This is a genomic window from Nostoc sp. DedQUE05 (assembly GCF_034530955.1).
Classification (GTDB): Bacteria; Cyanobacteriota; Cyanobacteriia; order Cyanobacteriales; family Nostocaceae; genus Nostoc.
In genome coordinates this window covers 132,349-155,186 of the sequence record NZ_JAVRCB010000008.1, presented here as the reverse complement: position 1 = coordinate 155,186, position 22,838 = coordinate 132,349, and the positions used below count along the sequence as shown (strand labels likewise).

Sequence of the window (22,838 nt, the reverse complement as noted above, 5' to 3'; positions counted from 1 at the left end):
TTATGGTTAAAAGTAAAGGCGATCGCACACTCTAGTTAAAGTAGCGATCGCCTATTAAATAACTATCTAAATCAACAGATTCTAATTGTGACTGATACAGGTGTTCAAGTAGTAGACCCGACAACCATTGTATAGGGCGAGTTAATTGCTAAGTTTTAACACGACATAGGGCGAGTTAATTGCTGAAGCTTGATTAGAACTAACCAATGCTTGGTAAATAAAAGCTGCTACCTGGGCGCGAGTAGCTGTTGCAGTTGGATTCAGTAACTTTACATTTGGATAGTTCACCACAATTTGCTTTTGGGCTGCTGCGGCGATCGGGCTACGGGCATAGCTAGTGATGTTAGAGGCATCGTTGAAGTATTTCAGTGTGCTTTCGGTATTGCCACTAGGACTATATTTCAAACCGTTAGCGAGGGCAACCAAAACCTGCTCGCGGGGAATAGCTTGATTAGGCTCAAAGCGATTTCCAGGATAACCAGATAAGAAACCAATAGTATAAGCTTGCCCAATCGCACTGGATGCCCAATAGTTGCTAGGTACATCAGTAAAATTGATTGCCTGCCGTTGCTGGGCTTTTGGGAAAGCTTTGTCGATCATCGCGGCAAATTGAGCGCGTGTGACTGGTTCTTCTGGGCGGAAGCTACCATCAGGAAATCCGGCAATTACACCTTGCCCAGACAATTGTTGAATAAATTGTGCCGCCCAATAGTTAGATGAAACATCAGAAAAAGCAGTTTGAGTTGAAGATAGCGAGGAGCATCCTACTACGATCTGTTTGCCTTGCAAAGGATAATTCACTGGATCGCAAACAAAACCTGCTGAATTAGCCTGTATAACAGTCCGCGTTGGCGGATTTTGTTTCTCTAGTGATTTCCAATCGTCAGAGATTTTTTCGAGAGTGGGATGCTTACTTAAAAACTCTGAGTCTGCAACAATATCGTGAGGCCCCTTAGCAGTTATCTTAGAGCTATTGAGATAGATATTATAATCATAAACAACGTTTTTGTTTTTAGTGTTGTTATTAATATTTTTGTCAGGAAAAGCATAGAGAATGTTCCTGAGAATTCTGACATCGGATGAGGTATGAGCAAATATTTGCCCCCCATTAATTTCTGGACTCTGATTATTTAAAAAAGCTGTGTTATTTACAATATCAACATGGTCGCTAAAAAATGCATGAATCCCTGAGCCACCATTATTAAATGCAAGATTGTTTTTAACTAAAGTACGTCCTTTATATACACCCAATTTTGAGTTGTCTTGATTTCTTGTACTATCGATAATAATGCCATTACCGTCTGTGATCTTTCCAACTGCAATCCAAGGGATGTACATACGATTGTTGTAGGTCTTGTTGTTGGTAACAAACATCTTGTATCCCTGGTTGTTATCAGAATTCCAATTATTCAACATTGAAATGCCACTGCAACCATAAACGCTGTACCAGGCATTATTAAATACCACATTATTATCTATTGTTACATAGTCTGCTTGAATTGCTGAAATACCTGCTCCTCCACAGTCATGCACTTTGTTGTTCAAAATACGGATGTGATGAACATGACCATTGCTTCGACCATCAACGTTGATACAGTTTCCATTCGTCAGTGGGTTTTGTTTGTTAGTCTTCTCACTCATCGCATAATCAAGGGTTATATTGGCATTGTTTCCCATAACCTCTAGCCCATTGATCTCGATATATGAAGCTTTATTTGAAATCGTGATCCCATTCCATGTATTGTGCTGAATTTTTGGGAAATGCCCAGGATATGCTTTATACCTAATCCATGCATTTGCAGTTCCAGAACGTATAATATTTACTACACTCCCAGCTTTACCTGTATTTGTGTATACTCCGTTCATAATCAATACTGTATCGCCAGGGTTCGTAAGGTCTGCTGCCTTTTGAATTGTTTTAAAGGCAGATGAAGTAGAAAGTCCGCTATTATTGTCGTTTCCACTACCACTAACATAGTATGTTTTCGGTGTTGAATTCGCGCTGATTAGCTCACCGCTAGATAGACTCGCTTCCTTGTTAGTGGATACCTGACTGGCGTTTTCAACTGAAGATACCTTTATATTGTCTCCCGGAACCAAAAGACTTAATACTACAGGAATTGCAAGATATGTGCTTAAATTCAAACCTTGAATTACCATAAGAAGAAGCTCCTCGATCGCTACTACTTAATAAAAGTATCAGGATATTCCATAATTTTGAATACTCTTTTAGATACAAAATACAATAGAGCTAATTTTTAAATAAGTATTACAATAAATATCGATATTGATTAAGACGATACAGAGGTGGAATAGTTGCTGTTCAAGAGAATTTTTTAGGGTTAAAAATAAAGGCGATCGCACACTCTAGTTAAAGTGGCGATCGCATATCAGGGAGGATTAAATTCACAACTTGAATGAAGTTAAATCTAGTAGCGGGATTGTGGTACTAAATTCAAGTTAGAATTCAATGTAAGCCTTAAATCCTGTTCAGGTCTAAGGACAAAGGCATTTCCTTCTTTTTTCCGCAACAGCACACTCGCACCGGCACCTGCAGCCGCACCAATAACAGGTTTTAAATCGTCAATTTTGCGATTACCAGTAATTAATGAACCTAAAAGACCAGCACCCCCACCAATAGCTGCGTCAGTTAAAACCTGAGTAGTGTTGGGCTTCTGTGATACTCTTTGAGTTGTGGTGTATGTCCGAGAAGTTGCATTAATCGACTGACGTTGACCGTTAGAAAATTCTAATTCTTGAGCGACAAACCGCACGCCTTTTCCTTGGTTATCATCATTTCTTGTATCTCTAGAATAACTATCTAAGTCAACAGATTCTAGCCGTCCATTTACTTTAGTACCAGCAGGAATTAAGACATTTCTATTTCTGTCGATAATGTCATTGGCAATTCTCAAGGTTAGAGATTTACTTTCTCCAGGAGCGATAGTAATTGTCTCTTTTTCGTAGGTGACAGGAAGAGCAACTCCAGAAGGAATGGTAACGTTTCCGTATTGACTAGTTCTATTTTGATCGATTCTGTATTGAGCATTAGCAGGAGCCAAGCTCAATAGAGGACTAATAAGGCTTGTAGTAACGGCCATTGCCATCAGTGCAGCAGTTCCAGATTTCCATTGATGTATGCGAGTCATAAGAGGGTTGTCCTTTGTGTATGTGATGTATTTAATGACGAGGATTCACTGAGTTTGTTTCTGACTGTTTTTAAACCTGTCTGTAGGGGTATACAAGTACTTATTATGATGGGAAGTTTTTGCGATCGCGCAGACGTAAACCGTCATAGACATCGCTTGTCAGAATTTGTATTCTGCTAATGTGCGTTACTAAAATTAAAGATGAAAGGTTTACACGACGTAAATGAGTATCATTTTGTTCCAAAATGCTGTTTTATTACTCATGTCCACATATCTAAGCCATTGAATAGAGGCGAATGGGTTGACTGTGAACTCTTACTTCCATTCTAGATTTATTTGCTAATATTTGTGAAATACTTTCGCTTTTTTAACGAATAATTCACTATCTCTTATATGAGTATTTATGATTGCTGTTGGCGCTGTTTAATCTCTGCGATCGGTAATAGCAAAGTATCTTCTATTTGCTGTCGTACTTCTCGGCTGATATAACAATCGCTATTTAGGCAATCTCCCATTAATTGATTAATATCGTAGTACTGTATCAGCAATTTTTTCTGGTTTTTACTAAATTTCCAATCGTGACCTAAATTGCGATATTTAATCATCCATCTTCTTAATTTTTCTTTACTATTTCTACTTTTATCTTTTGTTATTTCTAAGAATTCTTTCTGTAATATGGCTAGTTCTAAATATAGTTTTGGGAAATATTCAAAGAAGTTAATATTGTCAAATAATAAATTTTTATTCAGGTGTAGTGCTAAAAAAAGATCGCGATCAAAACAGAGAGGACAGTTAGAGGCAGAATAACGAACAGAAATAATAGTATTATCCAGGCTACAGGCTAGGTCAAGACTAATCTCAGGCATCAGACCAAGACCAAGTTCTAAGTAAAAAGCTCTAACTGCTGTTAGTTTGTAATTAGTATCAACATTTAGAGATTTATTCTGTACCCACATTAAAAAATCCTGCAACTTTTCATCAGTAGTTATAAGGGCATCAATTTTCTCTTTCATCAACAGCAATAACCGATCTGCACTTGGAGCCATCCCAACCGCCAGCAAAAAGACTTCCTGCCAGCGTTTCTCAGTAATATGGCTAACAAGATTTTGCAGTGCTTCCTCTGATGACTGTCTCACAACCACAAATTCTCTAGCTGTGAAATACTCATGAAATGTGAGGTGAGAAAATGAATAAATTCTTGTCGCTCTTGCGACAACTAAGCCATGATGATGCTCAATTGAACGCAAAACTTGCTCACTGTCAAGTTGCAATACTTCTTCGTCAGTATTAGCACCTGGTAAATTGCGGATGTATTCTGTAATGTATTGTTCTGCTACTTTCTGCTTGAAGAAATATTCACTCCCCTCAAAAGTAGTTAACGCCATTTTGCTGAGTAAATCTTCTTTGCGTTGGACTGATAGCTTTTTGTAAATCTGATCGCGTTGAATTCCCCGCTTGGCATCCCATTTTTTCAATAACGCATCCAGTCCTTCTTTATATAACTCAGAACGATTTGCAGGAAAATCTCCTGACTCTTCAAATGCTAAACAAAGCAACGTCAGCAGCAGAGGACTTGCAGAAAGTTCTTTGATTCGGCTATTCTCTTCGAGACGTTTGATAAAAGTCTCTGGTTTTACAGCTTTATCCTTAAACCAGTTATTGGCAAAGTTGGAAATTTGGTCATAATCAAAATCAGCAACTTCTACCTCTGTGAACTTCTCAAAGGTATACTCCCGTGCCGCAATACGACAAGTCATCACAAACTGATTGTTTGGGAAACGGTCAGAAAACTCACGAATTTCTTTTAATACACGGTTACTATCCTCTTCTCTAACCTCATCCAACCCATCGAGTAAAACTAATGCCTTGCCATAGATTAGTACATCTCGGATAGAAGAGATAGGATTTATTATCTCTTCAGTAATGTATTGCAATAATCCAGGTTTGTTTGCAGCTTCCGCAAAGTTTTTGAGGGTGACAAAAATTGGTACACGTTCAGCCTGAAATTCACCTCCAATACACTGAATTGCTAAATATTTCAAAAATGTGGTTTTGCCTGCACCTGGTTTACCCAAAATCATCAGCTTGGAATATTTCTCAACCGCTTCCAGTCCTGGCAATCGTTTTTCAGTAATTCTGTTGAGTCCAAAGCAATCAAAATCCTGGCTTTTACACTGTTGTAATAATTCCTCAATGCCTAACCGCCGCTGTCCAGTGATTTTATCCAAAATATTAACGCTGGTATAAATATCATTCAATCCAATGGGCTGAGTCATATCTAGCACCCGCATTGTACCGCAACGTTCTTGAATGACGGGTTTTATCTTTTCACGTACTCCTTGCACGATCGCATCAATATCAATGCTGTTATCTTGATTAATCTCTGGTTCACTGGCTGGTTCAGCAACTATTTCTTCCCACTCTAGGTCTAGCCTGTCGCAAATCTGGACAAAGAGATTACGGTCAACAGGTTTACCTGTAAAGAACTTCCCGATCGGCTGGCGAGTTACTTCTAACTCTTGAGCTAATGCCTTTTGAGTTAAGGAATAACGAATTAAAGCTTTTTTTGCTTTTTGGATACCTTCTGGAGAACAGGAAAGCGATCGCCCCGTCATAAGCTAACCACTACACTTTTGCTGATTCTAACTGCCAATTTGGTAATTCATTCTCATCGCATACACAACTCACTCATATCTCAAGCCTGTATTTAAGCCTACAACAAACACTCGCCTGTAAAGCTAGGGATATAGAGATTTAAACGATTTGAGAGTAAGTTAATGTTATCCAAGAAATTTCCTTCAAGAGATGAAGTGCTGGCTGTTGTAACACTGATTATGGTGATTGGTTCTCTTACTATTGCAGTTATCGATGAAAAGAGTCGCCCTCCATTTCTAGATTTAACCAAATTTGCTGTCGGTACATATATTGGATTGTTGATACCTCGGTCAAGGTCAAGCGATCGCGATGTTTAAGACGGGCTACGCCTACGCAATTAGCCAATGACAAATTCTGTCTTGGCGACTATCACAATCCTAAATAATTCCTAAGAGACAAGATCCCCGACAACTTTTACGAAGTCAGGGATCTGTAACTTTCAATTCTCACAAATCAAATAAGAATGTTTTCTTCTCAGTCAATAGAAAAAAATAACGAAAAGCCTCTAGGAAAGTTTCATTTTTCTCTGAAGACAGCAAAACTTTTTCATGGGACAAGAAAAATTCACTCAGATAATTGTAAATTTTTGTAAAATTGATGTCTTCAAGACTAGAAACCTGATATCTAGATAGCTAAACTAACAAACAGTGCATCTGTACTGTTAATGATTAAAAGTAGATGTGGCGCTATAGGGTGAATGATCCCAGTACAACTTATCCTCAAAAACTTCCTCAGTTACCGTGATGCAACTTTAGATTTTGGTGGTTTGCATACGGCTTGTATTTGTGGTTCCAATGGTGCAGGTAAATCTTCTCTTTTAGAAGCAATCACTTGGGCAATTTGGGGTGAAAGCCGCGCCACTGCTGAAGATGATGTCATCTATTCTGGTGCGAAAGAAGTTCGGGTTGATTTTACTTTCAAAAGTAACCAGCAAAAATATCGGGTGATTCGTACCCGAATTCGGGGAGGTACTAGTGTCCTCGAATTTCAAATAGAAATACCATCTGGGTTTCGCTCACTCACTTGCAAAGGGGTAAGAGCAACCCAAGATTTGATTTTAGAACACATCAAGCTTGATTATGATACATTTATTAATTCTGCCTACTTACGTCAAGGTCGCGCAGATGAATTCATGCTCAAGCGTCCCACGGAACGCAAAGAAATTTTAGCGGAGTTATTGAAACTCAATCAGTACGATGATTTGGAAGAACGGGCAAAGGAATCTTCTCGTCAGTTTAAAGCCCAGGCAGTAGAGTTAGAGCGTTCTTTGGAGTCGATAAAAATTCAGCTGCAACAACGCCAGATTACCCAAGCGCAAAGGGTGGAGTTAGAAGCCGAACTCAACCAACTGCAACAGGTGCAAGCTTTTGATAATATTCAATTACAAAGTTTGCAAGTTGTCCAGCACCAGCGCCAAAATTGGGAACAACAACTCAATTTTATAAAGCAGCAATACCAAAATCTTACCCAAGATTGCGATCGCCTCCAACAAGAACAATCAGCTATTGGCTCTCAGCTATCAGATTTAGAAAAAATATTACACCAAGAAGCTGAGATTAAAGCTGGATACGCCCAATATCAAAGTCTCCAATCTCAAGAAGAAGCTTTTGCTGTCAAATTTGAAGAGTACACTCGCGCTCAACAAAATCGCCAACAAAAGCAACAACAGCTTACCAAAGAAATTCACGAAATCGAACGGCAACTGCAACAAGCCCAAGCGCAGCTAGAAGCTTTGCAGCAACAAGAGCGAGATATTCAACAAACTTTAACTAAATCAGGTGAAGTCGAAGCCGCTTTGTCACAACTAGCCGCAGCTCGTCACCATGTTACTCGCTTAGATGAATTGCAAATGCAAGTGACTCCCTTGTTGCAACAACGAGCAACTTTACAAAGCCAACTCGATCGCACTCATGCTGGTTTAGTAGCGCGACTCGAACAACTCCAAAGCACTGAGAACCAATTACAACGCCAACACAGTCGCCAACCGCAACTGCAACAAGCGGTAATGGATGTGGCAATTCAGATTGAGGAACTGGAGAAAAAGCGAGTTTATCTGCAACGAGTCCAAGAAAAAGGGCAAGAAAGGCGGCATTTTATTGAACGTTTGCAAGCTCATCAACGAGATTATGAAAAACTGCTGGGAGAATTAGAGCAAAAATTGCAAATGCTGCAAAATCCTGAAGCACTTTGTCCATTATGCGAGCGTCCTTTAGACGAACATCACTGGAGTCGGGTAGTGGAAAAAACCCAAAGTGAGTTAGAGGATACTCAAGGGCAGTTTTGGGTAGTACGGGAACAATTGGCTGTGTCTGACAAAGAAATTCAGACACTCAGGCAGGAATATCGCGACATATCCCAACAATTGGCGGGCTACGATGGTTTACGCGAACACCGGGGACAGTTAGCAGCCCAGTTAGAAGCGACAACTGATGTGCAACAACAGTTACAACAAATTGCTGCTGAAAAACAGCATTTAGAGCGATCGCTCCAAGCTGGTGATTACGCTCCCGATAAACAAGCCGAACTCCGACAGCTAGAGCAATATCTGCAACAAGTTAATTATAATGAACAAGATCATGCCCTTGCCCGGAGTGAAGTTGAGCGGTGGCGATGGGCAGAAATTAAACAAGGGCAAATAAAAGATGCAACTAAGAGACAAGCGCAACTATTAGCCCGAAAACCAGAACTTCAATTGCAAATTGACCAATTACAAGTCAGAATTCAGCAAGATCGGATTGATTCTGAATGTGCTAAACAAATCGCGGCTCTTGAGCGTCACATTACTGAAATTGGCTACAGTTCCGAGCAGCACAACAATCTGCGGATGGCTGCAAAGAAAGCTCAATCTTGGCATTTGCGGTATCAACAACTGCTATCAGCACAGCAGCAGTATCCGCAACTCCAGACGAGATTACAAGAGTTAGAGGATTCCAGAAGCGCCAGAGTAACGGAGCGCCAAAAACTCGGCAGCCAAATCGAAAGCATTATCCAGCAACTACAAGCAACAGCTAATCCATCTGCCCAAATTCAAGCTTTAGAACAGCAGCTAGCAATCCGCAGACGGCAACTTGATGAGCAAATAGCCAAATTGGGGCGTTTAGAACAACTGGCGCATCAATTGGAAACGCTGCAAATTCAATATGAACAACAGCAGCAGCAATTACAATCGTGCAAGCAGGAATATCGGGTTTATCAGGAATTAGCGCAAGCTTTTGGTAAAAATGGTATCCAAGCACTGATGATTGAGAATGTGTTGCCACAACTGGAAGCCGAAACAAATCAACTACTTTCGCGTTTGAGTGGCAATCAGTTTCATGTACAATTTATTACTCAAAAAGCTGGACGCAGTGCTAAATCAACCAAGAAAAACGCTAAACTGATAGACACCTTAGATATTTTAATCGCCGATTCTAGAGGAACACGAGCTTACGAAACTTACTCAGGTGGAGAAGCCTTTAGAATTAACTTTGCTATCCGTTTGGCTTTGGCAAAACTATTAGCGCAACGGGCAGGGGCGGCGTTGCAATTGTTGATTGTGGATGAGGGTTTTGGTACACAGGATGCCGAAGGATGCGATCGCTTGATTGCCGCGATTAATGCGATCGCTTCTGATTTCGCCTGCATCCTCACTGTCACCCACATGCCCCACCTCAAAGAAGCCTTCCAAGCCAGGATTGAAGTGAATAAAACTCAAGAAGGTTCGCACTTGAGCTTGTCCATCTAATTACGAATTACGAATTACGAATTACGAATTAATTGTATTTTACCCGTGCATCCAGACCTAACGAGCGGAGCTTTTTCGTTAGCGTTTCTGCTTGGGCGCGATCGCTAAATGCTCCAGCATTCACATAATCTCCTAAATTGGATTGCTCCGCGACAGCATTGGGTATATATTGTTGTACTTTACTCAGAGTATCATTACTGGAAATTGGAATTATTACTCTGTAAGGATTATTAGCAACTAATGTGTTGCCATTAGTAACAGGTACTACATTGTCATTGGCAGGAGGTAATGCATAGCGGTTAGTGTCAGCTAATACATAATCATTAGTTTGAGTGTAATTGCCCCCAGTTGAACCATTCAACCCTAATGCTTCCCAAGTTTGCCAATCTACATTTCCACTAGAATTAATTCGAGAATATTGCTGGAATGCAATCACAGATTGTCTAGTGTAATCGTTGAAAAGTCCATTAGGATTAGTATTAGAAAAACCCAACTGTGCTAAACGCTCTTGAACTAATCGGACATTTTCTCCGCGATCGCCTACAGTGAGATAATTTCTACCTGGTTGTTGAATACTACCTGTAGAGACTCTACGCACTGAGTCCAAAACTTGGGCATTAGCAATGCCATCAACAGGTAATCCATTATTTCGTTGGAATGCAATTACAGCTTCTCTAGTCATCGGGCCAACATTCCCAGTGGCATCAGCATTTAAATAACCTAGCTGCCGCAAACGCACTTGCAGTTCTCTGACTTGTTGAGTGGAAAGACTCGATCTTCCTGGAGTCGGAGAAGAACCCATTAGTGCGTTCCAAGTTTGTCGATTCACAATCCCGTTAGCAGTTATGCGATAACTTCGCTGGAATGCTATTACAGCATCTTTAGTAATTCGTCCAAAATTCCCAGTGGGATTAGTCTTAAAGTAGCCTAACTGCCGTAGACGCTGTTGTAATCTTGTGACGGCTGCACCAGTTTTGCCTTGAGAAAGAGTAGGATATTGACCAACTGGCGAACGTGATGCGCCACCGATATTTCTATTAGAACTTCTACTTTGACATGCTCGTTGCAAGGCTCGTTGAGTGCTAACACCTATAACTCCATCAGCCGATATTCTATTGGCTCGCTGGAATTTGATCGTAGCATTTTGAGTCAAGCTAGCAAACTTACCTGTCACTGGGCCGTTAAAATAGCCTAACTTTTTTAAACATCTCTGACTACTGCTAACTTCAGGCCCATTACTTCCTATTTTCTGAAGTGCTAAAACTTCTCCAGCAATACTCATAAGCCCCGTAATCAGAGCCACAGACAAAAGACGCATTGCACCAAAAGTCGATAACTTTTTCCAATTTAAAAATTTAAAATTAACTACGATAGGAACAACCTTGATGCTTTCGGATGCCTCGTAGACTGAGGCAAGCTTGATTAAATGGCTAGCTACCCCTGTTTTCACTTGCTTTTTTAAGTTAATAAATATAAAAAAGTATACCACTGACTATATGTAAGAATTACTTTTCGTATGATTCTTTACAAGTAAGTGTCCTGCGGATGAGGGAAACAAGGGGACAAGAGGACAAGGAGAATAACCAATGCCCAATGCCCAATGCCTATTGTTCATCAACTTTTTCAGTATTACCTGCTTTCACCCAACCTTCTTGTTCGCTATCTTCCAAACGGATCTTTTGCCAAGCTTTATCCTCGCTTTCTGACAAAATAATAATTTTTTGATTAAAAGCGACTCCACCAATTTTTTCAGCTTCTTGATTTGGTTGCGATCGCAAACTCAAGCCTTCAGCCCAATTAACACGTCCTCGGTAAGCTCCCGATGGTAATGGTTTGGATGATGGGGTAGCCTTTGGTGATTCTGTAGGAGTAGAGGTTGGGCTTGCAGACGATTGAGTAGATGTTCCAGGTGTAAGAGCGGGCTTACTTTCTCCAGGCTCAGTTTTTTTAGGAGCTTGGGCTTTCACTGAAGGACTATCATTAGAAAAAATGGGTTTAGCAGGTGCTATGCCAGTACGATTCATAAAATAGAGTGCAATTGCAGCACCGCCACCTATTAGCACAGCGATCGCTAAGAAAAACCCCAGTATAAACTTTGTTAAGCCAGACAACATAATTAAAACCTGATTATCAAGAGTCAAGGGTGTAGGTGAGCCAGTTATCTGCGTATTTTCCCCCATTGAGGAGAGTGGTGTTTAACTGGCTCTCAAGGGTTACGAGTAGAGAGGCAAATCTGACTTTTCACGGGATCTGGAAAACCCCTCTCCAAACCTCTCCCCTAGAAGGAGAGAGGCTTTGATTTCTCCCCCTTCCCTTGTAGGGAAGGGGGGCTGGGGGGTTAGGTTTTCCATTGGCTTTTCCACATGACGTGAAAACTCAGAGGCAAATAACCCATCAGTATAAAAATCAATAGTCCATAATAATTCATCATTATTGACTTTTGACTAACTGATTATTGTAGCTATGCTGAATAGACATCTGGTGAAATTAAATATGCGTTATCCAAAATCTTTGTAGAGACGTAAGCACTCCTGCGTCTCTACATTTTTTTGGGTTCACGTAGTGCGCCGGAGGCGTTCGCTCAAAGGATTGTGTTTAGATGCTAAACGCGCTCTCCCAGCAGCAGCCCATTCTTGGAGTTGCTGAATTTGCTCTACGGCAGTTCGTGCTAAGGGTATGATCTGACTGGCTGCTTCTAAAATGTCGTCGGTAGCAAAGTCGCGGTTTTGGCTAAATCCAATGTGCATCGCTTCAATTAAAGTTTGCTCAATCTCAGCCCCAGAAAAATCAGGGGTTTCATAAGCTAGCCTGTCGATGTCATAACTTTTCAAATTATGGGGGCGCAGTCGGGATAAATGAACATCATAAATTGCTTTTCTCTCTTCTTGAGTAGGCAAACCCACAAAGAAAATTTCATCAAATCGCCCTTTGCGGAGCATTTCCGGCGGTAAAGCTTGAATGTCGTTGGCGGTGGCGACGACAAACACGGGTGAGCTTTTTTCGGCTAGCCAGGTAATAAAAGTACCAAACACACGGCTGGCTGTTCCGGCATCACCTTTGCTACCAAGCCCTGCAAAGGCTTTATCTATTTCATCAATCCATAAAATACAGGGAGCAAGGGCTTCAGCTACTTGAATCATTTGGCGAGTGCGAGATTCTGATTCACCCACCAAACCACCAAATAATCTGCCCACATCCAAACGTAGCAGGGGTAAATGCCAGTGATGAGCGATCGCTTTTGCTGTTAACGATTTACCAGTTCCCTGAATACCCACCAACATTAAACCACGGGGGTGCGGTAATCCGTACTGTCGCGCTCGATCTGTAAATGAACCTCCCCGCCGAATCAACCAATCTTTCAAGTTATCCAGTCCGCCAATATCAGAAATTTGCTCAGTGGCGGGGTAGAAGTCCAGAATTTGGGTTTGGCGGATAGTTTGGCGCTTTTCTTCCAAAACCAGCTCCACGTCTTCTGGTCGCAATTCTCCGTGGGTTGCGATCGCTTTTGCCAAAACGCGGCGAATCCGTTCCATCGAAAGTCCTTGACAAGAGCGCACCAAATCATCTAAAACTTTTCCAGAAAGGGAGTTACCAGTACTTTGTAGTAAGCGATCTACCTCAGTTTTAATTTCTGAGGCGGCTGGTAAGGGAAACTCGACGACTGTCAGCACTTCCGTTAAGTCATCAGGGATGGCGATGCGCGGCGACAGTAATACAATATTTTTTGGTTGCGATTTGAGAAGTCTGGACAGATTGCGGAGTTTGCGGGCGATCGCCACATCTTCTAAAAAGCGATGATAATCTCGTAAAATCATTACCGCAGGTGCGGAAGCTGGTAATTTTTCAATAAATTCCAAAGCTTGCAACGGGTTACGTCGCCCAAACCCAACATCATTGGGGTTTCCCTGGTAGCCATCGACAAAATCCCAAGTATACACCGGGCGATTACCCTGGTTGCTTGCTTCTTCCCGGATCGCTGCTTCTACCCGTTCTTCCTCGTATGTAGGAATATAAATCAAGGGGTAGCGGGCGCGTAGCAGCAGTTTAAACTCTTCACGGAAGTTCATATTTGGGTGTGGTTATTAGTTCTTCTCTCATTGTTCAGGTTTGTATCGCTTCTAACAACTAAAAAACCAACATATAACAGTATATAAAATCTTTCATCATTATCTGCTTGAGACAGAATAAGATTAAGATACCTATGGATACTTCAGCTATTGTATCTGGGGTTAACCTCTACACTTCCGTTGAGCAATATATTTTATTAATGCCTATAAGTAATTGCTGTTAAGGATTTCATCTGCCTTTTCGTCGCAACTTCTTTGCGAGGTCGCCGCTATCAAATTAGAACAAGATGCTTTCAAAATATTTCTCGATAGGCTTTGGTAAATCTTGATTTTCTAATTCGCTAATGTATTGAAAAAACTTAAATATAGGTGGATTTATCAAAACTACAATAGTATCTCCCTCTTTACCTTCTTCACTTAGTAGATAAAATCTTGCATCACTATCTGCTTGAGACAGAATAAGATTAAGCATCAACAGAATTCTTGCGGTAACAACCCGCCATTTTAAATAATTTTGAGTATATGACGTTCTAAATTCGTAAGGGCAAATTAAAAAATCGCATACATTGGTAATTAGATGCGAATTGCCCTCAGAATCCTCATATTCATCTACATCCTCGATGATAACGCCACATCTGCTTAAACTATTACATAAGTAAATATCTTCAAATATCATTGGTGGATATTCATACAAATCTTCTTTATCTAGAGTAAAGCAACGATGTGGTGGTAAGGGTCTGTATAAATACAAAAAGTTATCGTCTTCGTCCGGTTCATTATCCATCAGTTCCTCTGCTTCTGGAAATGATGTTATATCTAATGTATTCAATCTTTTATATTTTCCATCTCTTAACCAAATTGAATTGTTATTTAACTGTAATGCTTGAATTATGGGAACTAAAGTTGAATTTTCATAAGAATAAAAACCCAATCCTTCCAAATCCTTTAATATTTCTTTCATCTTTGACTTTTTTCCTTAACTAGACATAGGAATCTATAACCAGTATGTTATCTATCTTTCATAGGTTCGTTTTAATACAGTTGAAGTTGTCAAATCATATTAAGAAGGTAGGTCATTTCTTAACACAAGCATTTTAATTTATTAGATAAAATTAACGCTAAAAAATTATTTCGTTTAAATTAATGTCGGGATTGTGGGGTTAATCGACATTTTCACTAATAAAACAATAAGCCTGTGTAGACAGGCTTAGTTCATGTGAGTGCAGACTTCAGTCTGACGGAATTAGCAAATTACTACCCCGGAAGTTGCTTTTTAAGTGCTTCTAGAGAAGCCCAACGGTTATCAACAGGAGTTTCACGACTATCAGAAGTATCAGGACTATCAACAGTACTACTTACAGGAATACCTGGACAATTGCGATCGCATAACTGGCGCTGCGGTATTGCCAAACACATCTGCTCATACAGCCATTCGTTGGGATAAAAATAACCATCGGGCGGTAAGCTTTCCAGCAAATCTTCCATAACCACTTCCCTTTCTAAGGGCAAGTCATTTGCCTGATTTGCAGTTTCGTCTAACCAGATGATTTCTTTCGTATCAAGCCCTAAACGGCGATTGTATTGCTGCAAGCAGCGGTTGCAGGTACAAGTAATAATTGTTTCTGCCTGACCCGACACTTCCAGGTAATTGCCATGATGTTGCACGCGCACATGACCGCGAACTGGTGTTAACGTCTCTAGACCAGGCAGAAATTCCTTAACTTGAACTTCCTCTGTTCGCTCCGGGGCTTTAGTTAGCTGCGGAATATAAATTGCGTCCATAGGATTTGTGAGACATCCTCACTAAAAATTTATCTTCATTACCAGCAATAATACTGGTACTACATCTTTAATTTTATCTCTTAAGAACAAGAGAAATTTTGAAAGAAATTATATATGGTTATGAGTTTTCAATTAACTCCAAACTCATAACTCCTAACTCCTAACTCCTAACTCCTAACTCCTTCCAACGAAGCGGGACAAACAACCAGATGGCGATGTGGCTCTTTACCGCGACTGAAGGTTTCTAAATCTCCAAATTCCTTTAAGAAGGTATGAACTTGACGCCGTTCAGCAGAACTAAGAGATTTGATTTCCACTTCTCTACCAGAAAAGCGCACTTCATCGGCTGCTGCTTCTGCTAATGCGCGAATTTCGGCTTCTCTTTTAACTCGGTAGCCATTTAACTCAATAGTGAAAGAGGCTTGTTCCTCCGGCGGTTGGCTGAGGTTTAGAACCGAATTTGCTAGATACTGAATCGCATCTAACACAGAACCATCAGCACCAATTAACACCTGGATTTGTTCTGATGTCAAATTGGTTTGGTCAATAGTCAACCAGTAGTTATCTGGTTCTGGAGAATCGCCGTCTTGAGATTGGGCAGTTTCTAAATGACCCTGAATCTCAGCAGGTATTCCAGTGAGTTCCAGCAGGGTTTTTAACCATTGCTGACCTCTCTGCATTGGAATGTCGCTCATGATCCCCCTGCCGCCTTTTTCTTAGGACTTTTTGGTTCAAACGGTAATGCTTTCTGTTCTGTGACTGCTGCTTCTTTTTCCTGGGTTTCTACAATTTTTTGTAGTTCCTCCGGTAGAGGTTCGCGGGAGAGAAGATAAGTTTGGGCGGTTTGGAAAATATTACCAATCACCATATACATCAGCACCCCAGCTGGTAGGGGGAAGAACAAGAACATCCCAGAAAAGATGACGGGGGTGATTTTGTTAACTGTATCCTGCTGCGGATTGCCACCGCTGGAATTTTGCCCGGAAAGCATTTGGCTAACATAAAGGCTGATTCCAAAAAAGACGATCATGGCAACGATATCCCAGTGGATTGTGCCATCTGGATCTTGTGCGCCAACCCTACCTAAAGCGTCAATAAATAGAAAGCCTTTTTCTGCTGCTAATCCAGGAATTGTTCCTTGAATAGTAACTTCTCCTGGTTGCAAGGCTTCTACATTGCCTTGGGCATCAATTTTTATCCTATCTTCACCTTTGGTAACTTTCCAATCAGGAACCAGCTTATTTTCTGGGTGTTCTGCTAAGAGTACCTGAAATGGTTTACCTGCAACAGTCTGATACTGTATCTTGGTTTGTTCTCCTACTGCTAGTTTGTTTCCGCTAGGAATAATAGCAGCTACTTTAACGTGTTCCCCATCTGCAATGTAAATATTTTGCGGAGCAGTAGCAAAGGCTTGTGGTTGAATTTGTTCGATTTGTTCTGCGGGAAGAATTTGCAGGTTAACGCTGTAGTTCGCACTTGCAAAAGGCGAACCCCGCAAGGTAGCAAACAGCGCTAACAAAACTGGCATTTGCACTAGTAATGGAAAACAGCCTGCCAAAGGGTTGCCAAATTCTTTTTGGACATTAACCATTTCCTCCTGCTGCTTTTGCGGTTCATCCTTATAGCGCTCTTTAATTTCTGCCATCCGCTTCTGCATCAGAGGTTGTACAATTCGCATCTTCCGCATATTGCGAATTGAGCCAGCACTCAGGGGATAGAGCGCGAAGCGGACTATCAAGGTCAAAGCAACGATCGCTAATCCGTAACTAGGCACAATACCATAGAAGAAATCTATGATTGGCAGCATCACGTTGTTCGAGAGAAAGCCGATACCAAAATCCATTATTCTGAATTCAACCTGAGGTACTGTAAACTGAATCTAATTTATCTAAATCATGAATTGTCGGCGACTATCTCTCGCTACGGATAGCCGCACATTATAAATGGGGCATTGGGCATGGGGCTTTGGGCATTGGGCAATAACCAATAGTTTTTCTTCCCCTGCTCCCCCTGCTCATCACTTATTGGCAGTGCCGCTAAATTCGGGATTTTTTGCAGCAATTCTTTCGTTAATGTAGTCATAGACTTCCCGAAACTTGGGAATTGCGCGCAATTCGAGACGACTGCCGTTTTTTAGGGTAATGGCCATATCTCCCCAAAAGCCAATGCCACGGGGGACTTTGACGATTTTGACAATTTCTGAGTAAATTACGTCAGTGCGATCGCGTCCCTGCCAACCTCCGGTAACAGTAATTCGGCGATCGGTGATGCGGAAACGCAGCCACAATGCCCTGACAATTGCCCCGACTGCTAATGGTAGCCCGACAATGGTTAGCCCAATCAGCAGGTTGACAATTAAATCCCCAACATGGGGGCCACCTTCATAATAAACATCTTCACGAATTCCCATCGAACACCTCAGCTTGTGCCAACAACTGCTCTAATTCTTGCAGAAATTGTGGGCTTACGCACTTAGATTCTGCTGCTGTGGGTTTGACAATGAATACTAGCCGCCATCCTGGTGATAATTTTGGCAGCAAGTTGTATAAAGCAGCAGTAATTTGCCGTTTGATTCGGTTGCGAACCACTGCCCTTTTGCTGACTTTTGTGCTAATTGAAATACCAATCCGCGTGCTAGCAAGGAGCTTTGAGTCAGTTGCTTGTGTAGTCTGGGTGGCAGTGTCCAAAGAAGGTTTCGTTGAATATAAGGGCTTTAAGGCTCTCAATGTTAAATAAGAGCCATGACGCCGAATTCCTTCTCGGAAAACTGCCTGGAAATCCTTGCGGGATTTTAGCCGATTTGTTTTGGGCAAAGCCACAGATGCTCTTTATCGCTCGATCTGTCCTAAACACTCAGACGGTGACGGCCCTTTTTTCTTCTGGCGCTAATCACGTTTCTGCCGTCTGGTGTCCGCATCCTGGCGCGAAAACCAGAGGTTCTTTTTCTCTTACGGCTAGTACCGCCCAGTGTTCTTTTCATACTCTTCTCCTCTTAAGTGATTTTTATAAAAACTCACAATCTCTAATTGTATCACTTTGTTAGGAAATTGGGAATCATCGATTGGCCATATCCCTACTCCCTATTCTTAAGTAATGCTCAAAATCCATGTTCCCATATAGCGCAGTAGTGGTACATCGCCAGGGGAAAGCACTTGACAGTTAAAATAGTAAACTCCACCGAAGGATGGGTTTTTCACGTTAGATAACACCACTTCGACTGGGCTACCTGCTGGTACTGGATCTTGAGGAAAAATATTGATCAGTTTACCTTCTTTGTCCCATTTCACCTCAGAAAGCGGAACTGCTTTGCCTTTGACTCGGACTTCAATTTTTTTCTGGTCAAAAGTTCCTTTGTAATAATCAGGGTAGGTAATGGCAAATTGACCAACTGCCAATTTCATTCTTTTAGCTGGAATCTTTAGTATGTATCGATCCCAACCATTAGCTTGTCCGCCAAAATCTAATCGGAAGGGTAGCTGATTTTCTTGTTTGACGCCGCTAAACAGCGTAAATCCAGGTAAGCTTTGCGCCCAAGTCAAGGCTGGTAATCCAGTAACCAAAAAGCTAGTCACGGCTAAAGCAGAAAGTAAACGTCGCATAATCGGGCTTCCTCTACGAAAATATAAATCTGCGATCTAAAAATAACTGTGTGTTAGTATTCTTTACTAAACTTTACTACTGGCTTCTCGACAATGGACGTTTAATTTCCAAAAAAAGTGCCATCCTGCCTGATGTTTAGGCAACAGTAAAGTTACTTAGTATAAAAACAAACGTATATTACATTTACTTCATTACCCTTATGTAGCCATGATTTGATGGCTAAATTGGGTCAAATTGGAACTAGATATAAACACAGTTGGGGGTTGGATTGTGTTTCTAAATATGTATAAGTGTATCTAAATTTGAGAATTTTGTTATAAAAATTGAGGTATGCCATCAGCGATCGCCAGTTAAGTTGGGCTAAATTGATTAAAATAAGTTGGATTGGAATCGAAGTTGTAATCATTAAAATTTGATTGGGAAATTATCAAGCTTTCAAAATTCGGTCAATATTACTCTATAAGAAAGGAATACCAAAATTTCTCAATCCCGAAAACAACCTAAAGATAAAGATGCAAAATTTGGGAATCAATTTAGGATGTGCAATACATAACCCTGTTTGCAAATATCTGAAAATATGACATCTGCGAGCGGCAAAGCAAAAAGTCCGATTGGAGGGAACCTCCGCTCAGAACTTTACAAAAAAATGAGGCTTTGTCTAGAGAGCAAAGAGTGGGAGAGGAAAGATTCAAGGTTCAATCTACAAGTAAAATTCATGGCTGATGTTCCTGCCTAAGTACTATGAGTGCGGGACACCCATCATCTGGACAATCGCTTACTTGGCAGAGATTAGGTATTTATCTTCAGGAGATTTCATGAGAATAGCAGTTGCTAAAGAAATTGAAGTTTGTGAACGTCGTGTGGCATTAATTCCTGACACCGTTGCCCGATTGGTAAAACAAGGTTTGGAAGTTTGGGTAGAAGCGGGTGCAGGAGAACGCTCATTTTTTGGCGATCCTGACTATGAAGCAGCAGGAGCCACAATAATCAGCGATACTGCCAAATTATGGGGTGAAACAGATATTCTGCTGAAAGTAAGTCCACCGCAAGAACGAGAAGATGGACGCTCAGAAGTTGATTTGTTAAAGGAAGGGGCTGTATTAGTCAGTTTCCTCAATCCCTTGGGAAATCCTGTTGTGGCGCAGCAACTAGCAAATCGGAAAGTCACAGCTTTGAGTATGGAGATGATCCCCCGTACCACCAGGGCGCAAAGTATGGATGCTTTGTCCTCGCAAGCTTCATTAGCCGGTTACAAAGCAGTATTAATTGCCGCCGCAGCCTTACCGAAATACTTTCCGATGTTAACCACAGCCGCAGGCACGATCGCTCCAGCCAAAGTATTTATTATGGGCGCTGGTGTAGCGGGATTGCAAGCGATCGCCACCGCCAGACGTTTGGGAGCAGTAGTAGAAGCCTTTGATATCCGTCCCGCCGTCAAAGAAGAAGTGCAAAGCTTAGGGGCAAAATTCGTTGAAGTCAAATTAGACGAAGAAACCGTTGCTGCTGGCGGTTACGCCAAGGAAATTTCTGAAGCTAGCAAACAACGTACTCAAGAAGTTGTTGCTGAACACATCAAAAATTCTGATGTTGTAATTACCACCGCCCAAGTACCTGGGAGACAAGCACCACGGCTAGTTACAGAAGAAATGGTGGCACAAATGAAACCAGGTTCAGTGATTGTGGATTTGGCTGCTGAACAAGGTGGTAACTGCGCCTGCACAGAACCAGGTAAAGATATTGTCTGGAACGGTGTGACAATTATCGGCCCGATCAATCTCCCATCATCGATGCCAATTCATGCCAGCCAATTGTATGCCAAGAACGTAACATCGTTGATTCAACTGCTAATTAAAGACAAAGCTTTACAGGTGGACTTTGGTGACGACATCGTTGATGCAGCTTGCGTTACCCACGCAGGTGAAATTCGCAATCAACGAGTACGAGATGCGCTACAAGCTTTGAATACTCAACAACCGGCGGTTAATTAGGGATGAGGGAGACAAGGGGACAAGGGAACAAGGAGAATAACCAATGCCCAATGCCCCATGCCCAATTCCCACTTATAAAAGGAGTTTTGATTTCATGACAGAGGCATTACTTGCTGCTTTGTTTGTATTTGTATTGGCATCTTTTATCGGTTTTGAAGTCATCAACAAAATCCCACCGACTTTACACACGCCCTTAATGTCAGGCTCAAACGCGATTTCTGGCATTTCGGTACTTGGGGCAATAGTGGCTTCAGGTGCTAGAGAAACCAGTGTGTCAGTAATTCTCGGTTTAATTGCTGTAGTACTAGCTACAGTTAATGTTGTAGGTGGCTTTCTAGTTACAGATAGAATGCTGCAAATGTTCAAGAAGAAGGAGATTAAGGCGTGAGCGACTTTTTACCAACTGGCATTCAGCTGACATATTTAGTCGCTGCATCCTTATTCATTTTTGGTTTGAAAAAGCTGGGTTCACCAGCTACAGCGCGAAACGGTAATGTGATTGCATCTGTGGGGATGCTGCTAGCAATTGTGGCGACAATGCTAGATCGGAATGTGTTGAACTACGAGATGATATTGTTGGGCTTGGCGATTGGATCGGGAATTGGGGCGATCGTTGCCTACAAAGTCCAAATGACGGAAATGCCCCAAATGGTGGGTTTACTCAACGGTTTGGGTGGTGCAGCTTCTGCATTAGTCGCCGTTGCCGAATTCTGGCGATTATTGGATTCTGGCGCACCTGTACCTCTAGATGTGAACATTTCCATGCTATTGGACGTGTTAATCGGTGGCGTTACCTTCACAGGTAGTTTTTTAGCCTTTGCTAAATTGCAAGGTTTAATTAGCGGTTCTCCGATTACATTTCCTTTCCAGCAACCATTTAACCTCTTACTGCTGGGTGCTTATTTGGTAGGTAGTGCCTATTTAATCATCACACCAGATAGCTTACCCATATTCTTGGGAGTGGTAGCTGTTTCCTTAGTGCTGGGTGTAATGTTCGTCATCCCCATTGGTGGCGGCGATATGCCGGTGGTAATTTCGCTGTTGAACTCCTTGTCAGGTGTGGCGGCGGCTGCTGCTGGTTTTGTGGTGATGAACAATATGTTAATCATCGCTGGTGCTTTGGTAGGAGCATCTGGCTTAATCCTCACCGAGATTATGTGTAAGGCGATGAACCGCTCTCTCTTCAGTGTGCTGTTCAGCGCTTTTGGTACAGGATCTACTTCTGGCGGTGGTGCTGCTGGTGGTGGTGCAACCGATCAAACTGTCCGCAGTATCGATCCCGAAGAAGGGGCGATGATGTTGGGTTATGCCCGTTCTGTGGTAATTGTGCCTGGTTATGGTATGGCAGTTGCCCAAGCGCAACATAGCGTCCGGGAATTGTCAGATCAGTTAGAAAAAATGGGTGTTGATGTCAAGTATGCCATTCACCCTGTTGCTGGGAGAATGCCGGGACACATGAATGTGTTGCTAGCAGAGGCAAATGTGGCTTATACCCAGTTGTACGACATGGATGATATTAATCCCCAGTTTGAACAAGCGGATGTGGCTTTGGTAATTGGGGCAAATGATGTGGTAAATCCGGCAGCGCGGAGTGATGCAAGTAGCCCAATTTATGGTATGCCGATTTTGGAAGTAGATCGGGCGAAGCAGACGATTGTGATTAAGCGCGGGATGAGTACGGGTTTTGCCGGTGTAGATAATGAGTTGTTCTACAAGGATAAAACTACAATGCTTTTTGGTAGCGCGAAGGATATGGTGGCGAAGTTGGTTTCAGAAGTGAAGCAACTTTAAGAGAAACGAACCGCGAAGGGCGCAAAAGGCGCGAAGATAGAAAAAATTAGAGAGTTGGCTTGCCTTGGGGATGTTATGTTCC

General features: G+C 41.7%; 19 protein-coding genes and 2 pseudogenes. 5 read left to right on the top strand and 16 right to left on the bottom strand.

Annotated features, from left to right (window positions below; genetic code table 11):
- Positions 1-159: 159 nt before the first annotated feature.
- The 5 genes and pseudogenes from RMZ42_RS08325 to RMZ42_RS08310 form a co-directional block, all read right to left on the bottom strand.
- Positions 160-789 (bottom strand): annotated as a pseudogene (locus tag RMZ42_RS08325) (S-layer homology domain-containing protein); the annotation flags it as partial.
- A 279-nt stretch (positions 790-1,068) separates the two neighbouring features.
- A pseudogene (locus RMZ42_RS34675) lies at positions 1,069-1,641 on the bottom strand (right-handed parallel beta-helix repeat-containing protein); the annotation flags it as partial.
- Between the two features lie 788 nt (positions 1,642-2,429).
- Positions 2,430-3,149 (bottom strand): conjugal transfer protein TrbI, encoded by a 720-nt coding sequence (locus RMZ42_RS08320; protein WP_322670959.1) that lies wholly within the window; start codon positions 3,147-3,149, stop codon positions 2,430-2,432.
- A gap of 103 nt (positions 3,150-3,252) precedes the next feature.
- Positions 3,253-3,393, bottom strand: coding sequence for a hypothetical protein (locus RMZ42_RS08315; RefSeq protein WP_322670958.1), 141 nt, complete (start codon positions 3,391-3,393; stop codon positions 3,253-3,255).
- Positions 3,394-3,550: 157 nt separating this feature from the next.
- Complete coding sequence (locus RMZ42_RS08310) at positions 3,551-5,764, bottom strand: NACHT domain-containing NTPase (protein WP_322670957.1); 2,214 nt, start codon at positions 5,762-5,764, stop codon at positions 3,551-3,553.
- Positions 5,765-5,926: 162 nt separating this feature from the next.
- Here RMZ42_RS08310 and RMZ42_RS08305 point away from each other — a divergent pair, with 162 nt between their 5' ends.
- Together RMZ42_RS08305 and RMZ42_RS08300 are read left to right on the top strand one after the other, a co-directional pair.
- Entirely contained in the window at positions 5,927-6,121 is a 195-nt protein-coding gene (locus RMZ42_RS08305; protein ID WP_322670956.1) for a hypothetical protein, read from the top strand.
- Positions 6,122-6,501: 380 nt separating this feature from the next.
- Positions 6,502-9,528, top strand: coding sequence for an SMC family ATPase (locus RMZ42_RS08300; protein WP_322670955.1), 3,027 nt, complete (start codon positions 6,502-6,504; stop codon positions 9,526-9,528).
- 28 nt (positions 9,529-9,556) lie between these two features.
- Here the strand turns inward: RMZ42_RS08300 and RMZ42_RS08295 are convergent, their stop codons facing one another.
- From RMZ42_RS08295 to RMZ42_RS08245, 11 genes are all read right to left on the bottom strand, one after another.
- Positions 9,557-10,978, bottom strand: coding sequence for a peptidoglycan-binding protein (locus RMZ42_RS08295; RefSeq protein WP_322670954.1), 1,422 nt, complete (start codon positions 10,976-10,978; stop codon positions 9,557-9,559).
- A 154-nt stretch (positions 10,979-11,132) separates the two neighbouring features.
- Positions 11,133-11,642: an SH3 domain-containing protein gene (locus tag RMZ42_RS08290; RefSeq protein ID WP_322670953.1), complete on the bottom strand. Its 510-nt coding sequence runs from the start codon at positions 11,640-11,642 to the stop codon at positions 11,133-11,135.
- 441 nt (positions 11,643-12,083) lie between these two features.
- Positions 12,084-13,595 carry an AAA family ATPase gene (locus RMZ42_RS08285; protein WP_322670952.1) on the bottom strand — a complete coding sequence of 504 codons (1,512 nt, stop codon included), beginning with the start codon at positions 13,593-13,595 and terminating at the stop codon, positions 12,084-12,086.
- Positions 13,596-13,872: 277 nt separating this feature from the next.
- Positions 13,873-14,556: a hypothetical protein gene (locus RMZ42_RS08280; RefSeq protein WP_322670951.1), complete on the bottom strand. Its 684-nt coding sequence runs from the start codon at positions 14,554-14,556 to the stop codon at positions 13,873-13,875.
- Between the two features lie 293 nt (positions 14,557-14,849).
- Positions 14,850-15,377: a DUF177 domain-containing protein gene (locus tag RMZ42_RS08275; protein WP_322670950.1), complete on the bottom strand. Its 528-nt coding sequence runs from the start codon at positions 15,375-15,377 to the stop codon at positions 14,850-14,852.
- Positions 15,378-15,544: 167 nt separating this feature from the next.
- The gene (locus RMZ42_RS08270; RefSeq protein ID WP_322670949.1) at positions 15,545-16,072 is read right to left on the bottom strand and encodes a protein jag; all 528 of its coding nucleotides are present in this window, start codon (positions 16,070-16,072) and stop codon (positions 15,545-15,547) included.
- Complete coding sequence (gene yidC / locus RMZ42_RS08265) at positions 16,069-17,220, bottom strand: membrane protein insertase YidC (RefSeq protein ID WP_322670948.1); 1,152 nt, start codon at positions 17,218-17,220, stop codon at positions 16,069-16,071. The genes RMZ42_RS08270 and yidC overlap by 4 nt, the downstream gene beginning before the upstream one ends.
- 174 nt (positions 17,221-17,394) lie before the next feature.
- A complete protein-coding gene (locus tag RMZ42_RS08260; RefSeq protein WP_322670947.1) occupies positions 17,395-17,787 on the bottom strand; it encodes a PH domain-containing protein in 393 nt (130 codons plus the stop codon).
- Positions 17,774-18,196, bottom strand: coding sequence for a ribonuclease P protein component (rnpA, locus tag RMZ42_RS08255; protein ID WP_322670946.1), 423 nt, complete (start codon positions 18,194-18,196; stop codon positions 17,774-17,776). The genes RMZ42_RS08260 and rnpA overlap by 14 nt, the downstream gene beginning before the upstream one ends.
- 26 nt (positions 18,197-18,222) lie before the next feature.
- Positions 18,223-18,357 (bottom strand): 50S ribosomal protein L34, encoded by a 135-nt coding sequence (rpmH, locus tag RMZ42_RS08250; protein ID WP_099102484.1) that lies wholly within the window; start codon positions 18,355-18,357, stop codon positions 18,223-18,225.
- 106 nt (positions 18,358-18,463) lie between these two features.
- On the bottom strand, positions 18,464-18,976 hold the full coding sequence (locus RMZ42_RS08245) for a DUF2808 domain-containing protein (RefSeq protein ID WP_322670945.1): 513 nt from the start codon (positions 18,974-18,976) through the stop codon (positions 18,464-18,466).
- A gap of 816 nt (positions 18,977-19,792) precedes the next feature.
- Here RMZ42_RS08245 and RMZ42_RS08240 point away from each other — a divergent pair.
- The 3 genes from RMZ42_RS08240 to RMZ42_RS08230 all read left to right on the top strand — a co-directional run bounded on the left by RMZ42_RS08240 (position 19,793) and on the right by RMZ42_RS08230 (position 22,756).
- The gene (locus RMZ42_RS08240; protein ID WP_322670944.1) at positions 19,793-20,965 is read left to right on the top strand and encodes a Re/Si-specific NAD(P)(+) transhydrogenase subunit alpha; all 1,173 of its coding nucleotides are present in this window, start codon (positions 19,793-19,795) and stop codon (positions 20,963-20,965) included.
- 94 nt (positions 20,966-21,059) lie between these two features.
- Positions 21,060-21,353, top strand: a complete 294-nt coding sequence (locus tag RMZ42_RS08235; RefSeq protein WP_109009004.1) for an NAD(P) transhydrogenase subunit alpha — start codon at positions 21,060-21,062, stop codon at positions 21,351-21,353.
- Complete coding sequence (locus tag RMZ42_RS08230) at positions 21,350-22,756, top strand: NAD(P)(+) transhydrogenase (Re/Si-specific) subunit beta (RefSeq protein WP_322670943.1); 1,407 nt, start codon at positions 21,350-21,352, stop codon at positions 22,754-22,756. Before RMZ42_RS08235 ends, RMZ42_RS08230 begins: the two co-directional genes overlap by 4 nt.
- Positions 22,757-22,838 lie beyond the last annotated feature (82 nt).

Excerpts from the sequence above, each read along its gene's own strand:
- RMZ42_RS08320 (WP_322670959.1), bottom strand. The coding sequence starts at position 3,149 with ATGACTCGCATACATCAATGGAAATCTGGAACTGCTGCACTGATGGCA.
- RMZ42_RS08310 (WP_322670957.1), bottom strand. The coding sequence starts at position 5,764 with ATGACGGGGCGATCGCTTTCCTGTTCTCCAGAAGGTATCCAAAAAGCA.
- RMZ42_RS08305 (WP_322670956.1), top strand. The coding sequence starts at position 5,927 with ATGTTATCCAAGAAATTTCCTTCAAGAGATGAAGTGCTGGCTGTTGTA.
- RMZ42_RS08300 (WP_322670955.1), top strand. The coding sequence starts at position 6,502 with ATGATCCCAGTACAACTTATCCTCAAAAACTTCCTCAGTTACCGTGAT.
- RMZ42_RS08290 (WP_322670953.1), bottom strand. The coding sequence starts at position 11,642 with ATGTTGTCTGGCTTAACAAAGTTTATACTGGGGTTTTTCTTAGCGATC.
- RMZ42_RS08285 (WP_322670952.1), bottom strand. The coding sequence starts at position 13,595 with ATGAACTTCCGTGAAGAGTTTAAACTGCTGCTACGCGCCCGCTACCCC.
- RMZ42_RS08280 (WP_322670951.1), bottom strand. The coding sequence starts at position 14,556 with ATGAAAGAAATATTAAAGGATTTGGAAGGATTGGGTTTTTATTCTTAT.
- RMZ42_RS08275 (WP_322670950.1), bottom strand. The coding sequence starts at position 15,377 with ATGGACGCAATTTATATTCCGCAGCTAACTAAAGCCCCGGAGCGAACA.
- RMZ42_RS08270 (WP_322670949.1), bottom strand. The coding sequence starts at position 16,072 with ATGAGCGACATTCCAATGCAGAGAGGTCAGCAATGGTTAAAAACCCTG.
- yidC (WP_322670948.1), bottom strand. The coding sequence starts at position 17,220 with ATGGATTTTGGTATCGGCTTTCTCTCGAACAACGTGATGCTGCCAATC.
- RMZ42_RS08260 (WP_322670947.1), bottom strand. The coding sequence starts at position 17,787 with ATGGGAATTCGTGAAGATGTTTATTATGAAGGTGGCCCCCATGTTGGG.
- rpmH (WP_099102484.1), bottom strand. The coding sequence starts at position 18,357 with ATGAAAAGAACACTGGGCGGTACTAGCCGTAAGAGAAAAAGAACCTCT.
- RMZ42_RS08245 (WP_322670945.1), bottom strand. The coding sequence starts at position 18,976 with ATGCGACGTTTACTTTCTGCTTTAGCCGTGACTAGCTTTTTGGTTACT.
- RMZ42_RS08240 (WP_322670944.1), top strand. The coding sequence starts at position 19,793 with ATGAGAATAGCAGTTGCTAAAGAAATTGAAGTTTGTGAACGTCGTGTG.
- RMZ42_RS08235 (WP_109009004.1), top strand. The coding sequence starts at position 21,060 with ATGACAGAGGCATTACTTGCTGCTTTGTTTGTATTTGTATTGGCATCT.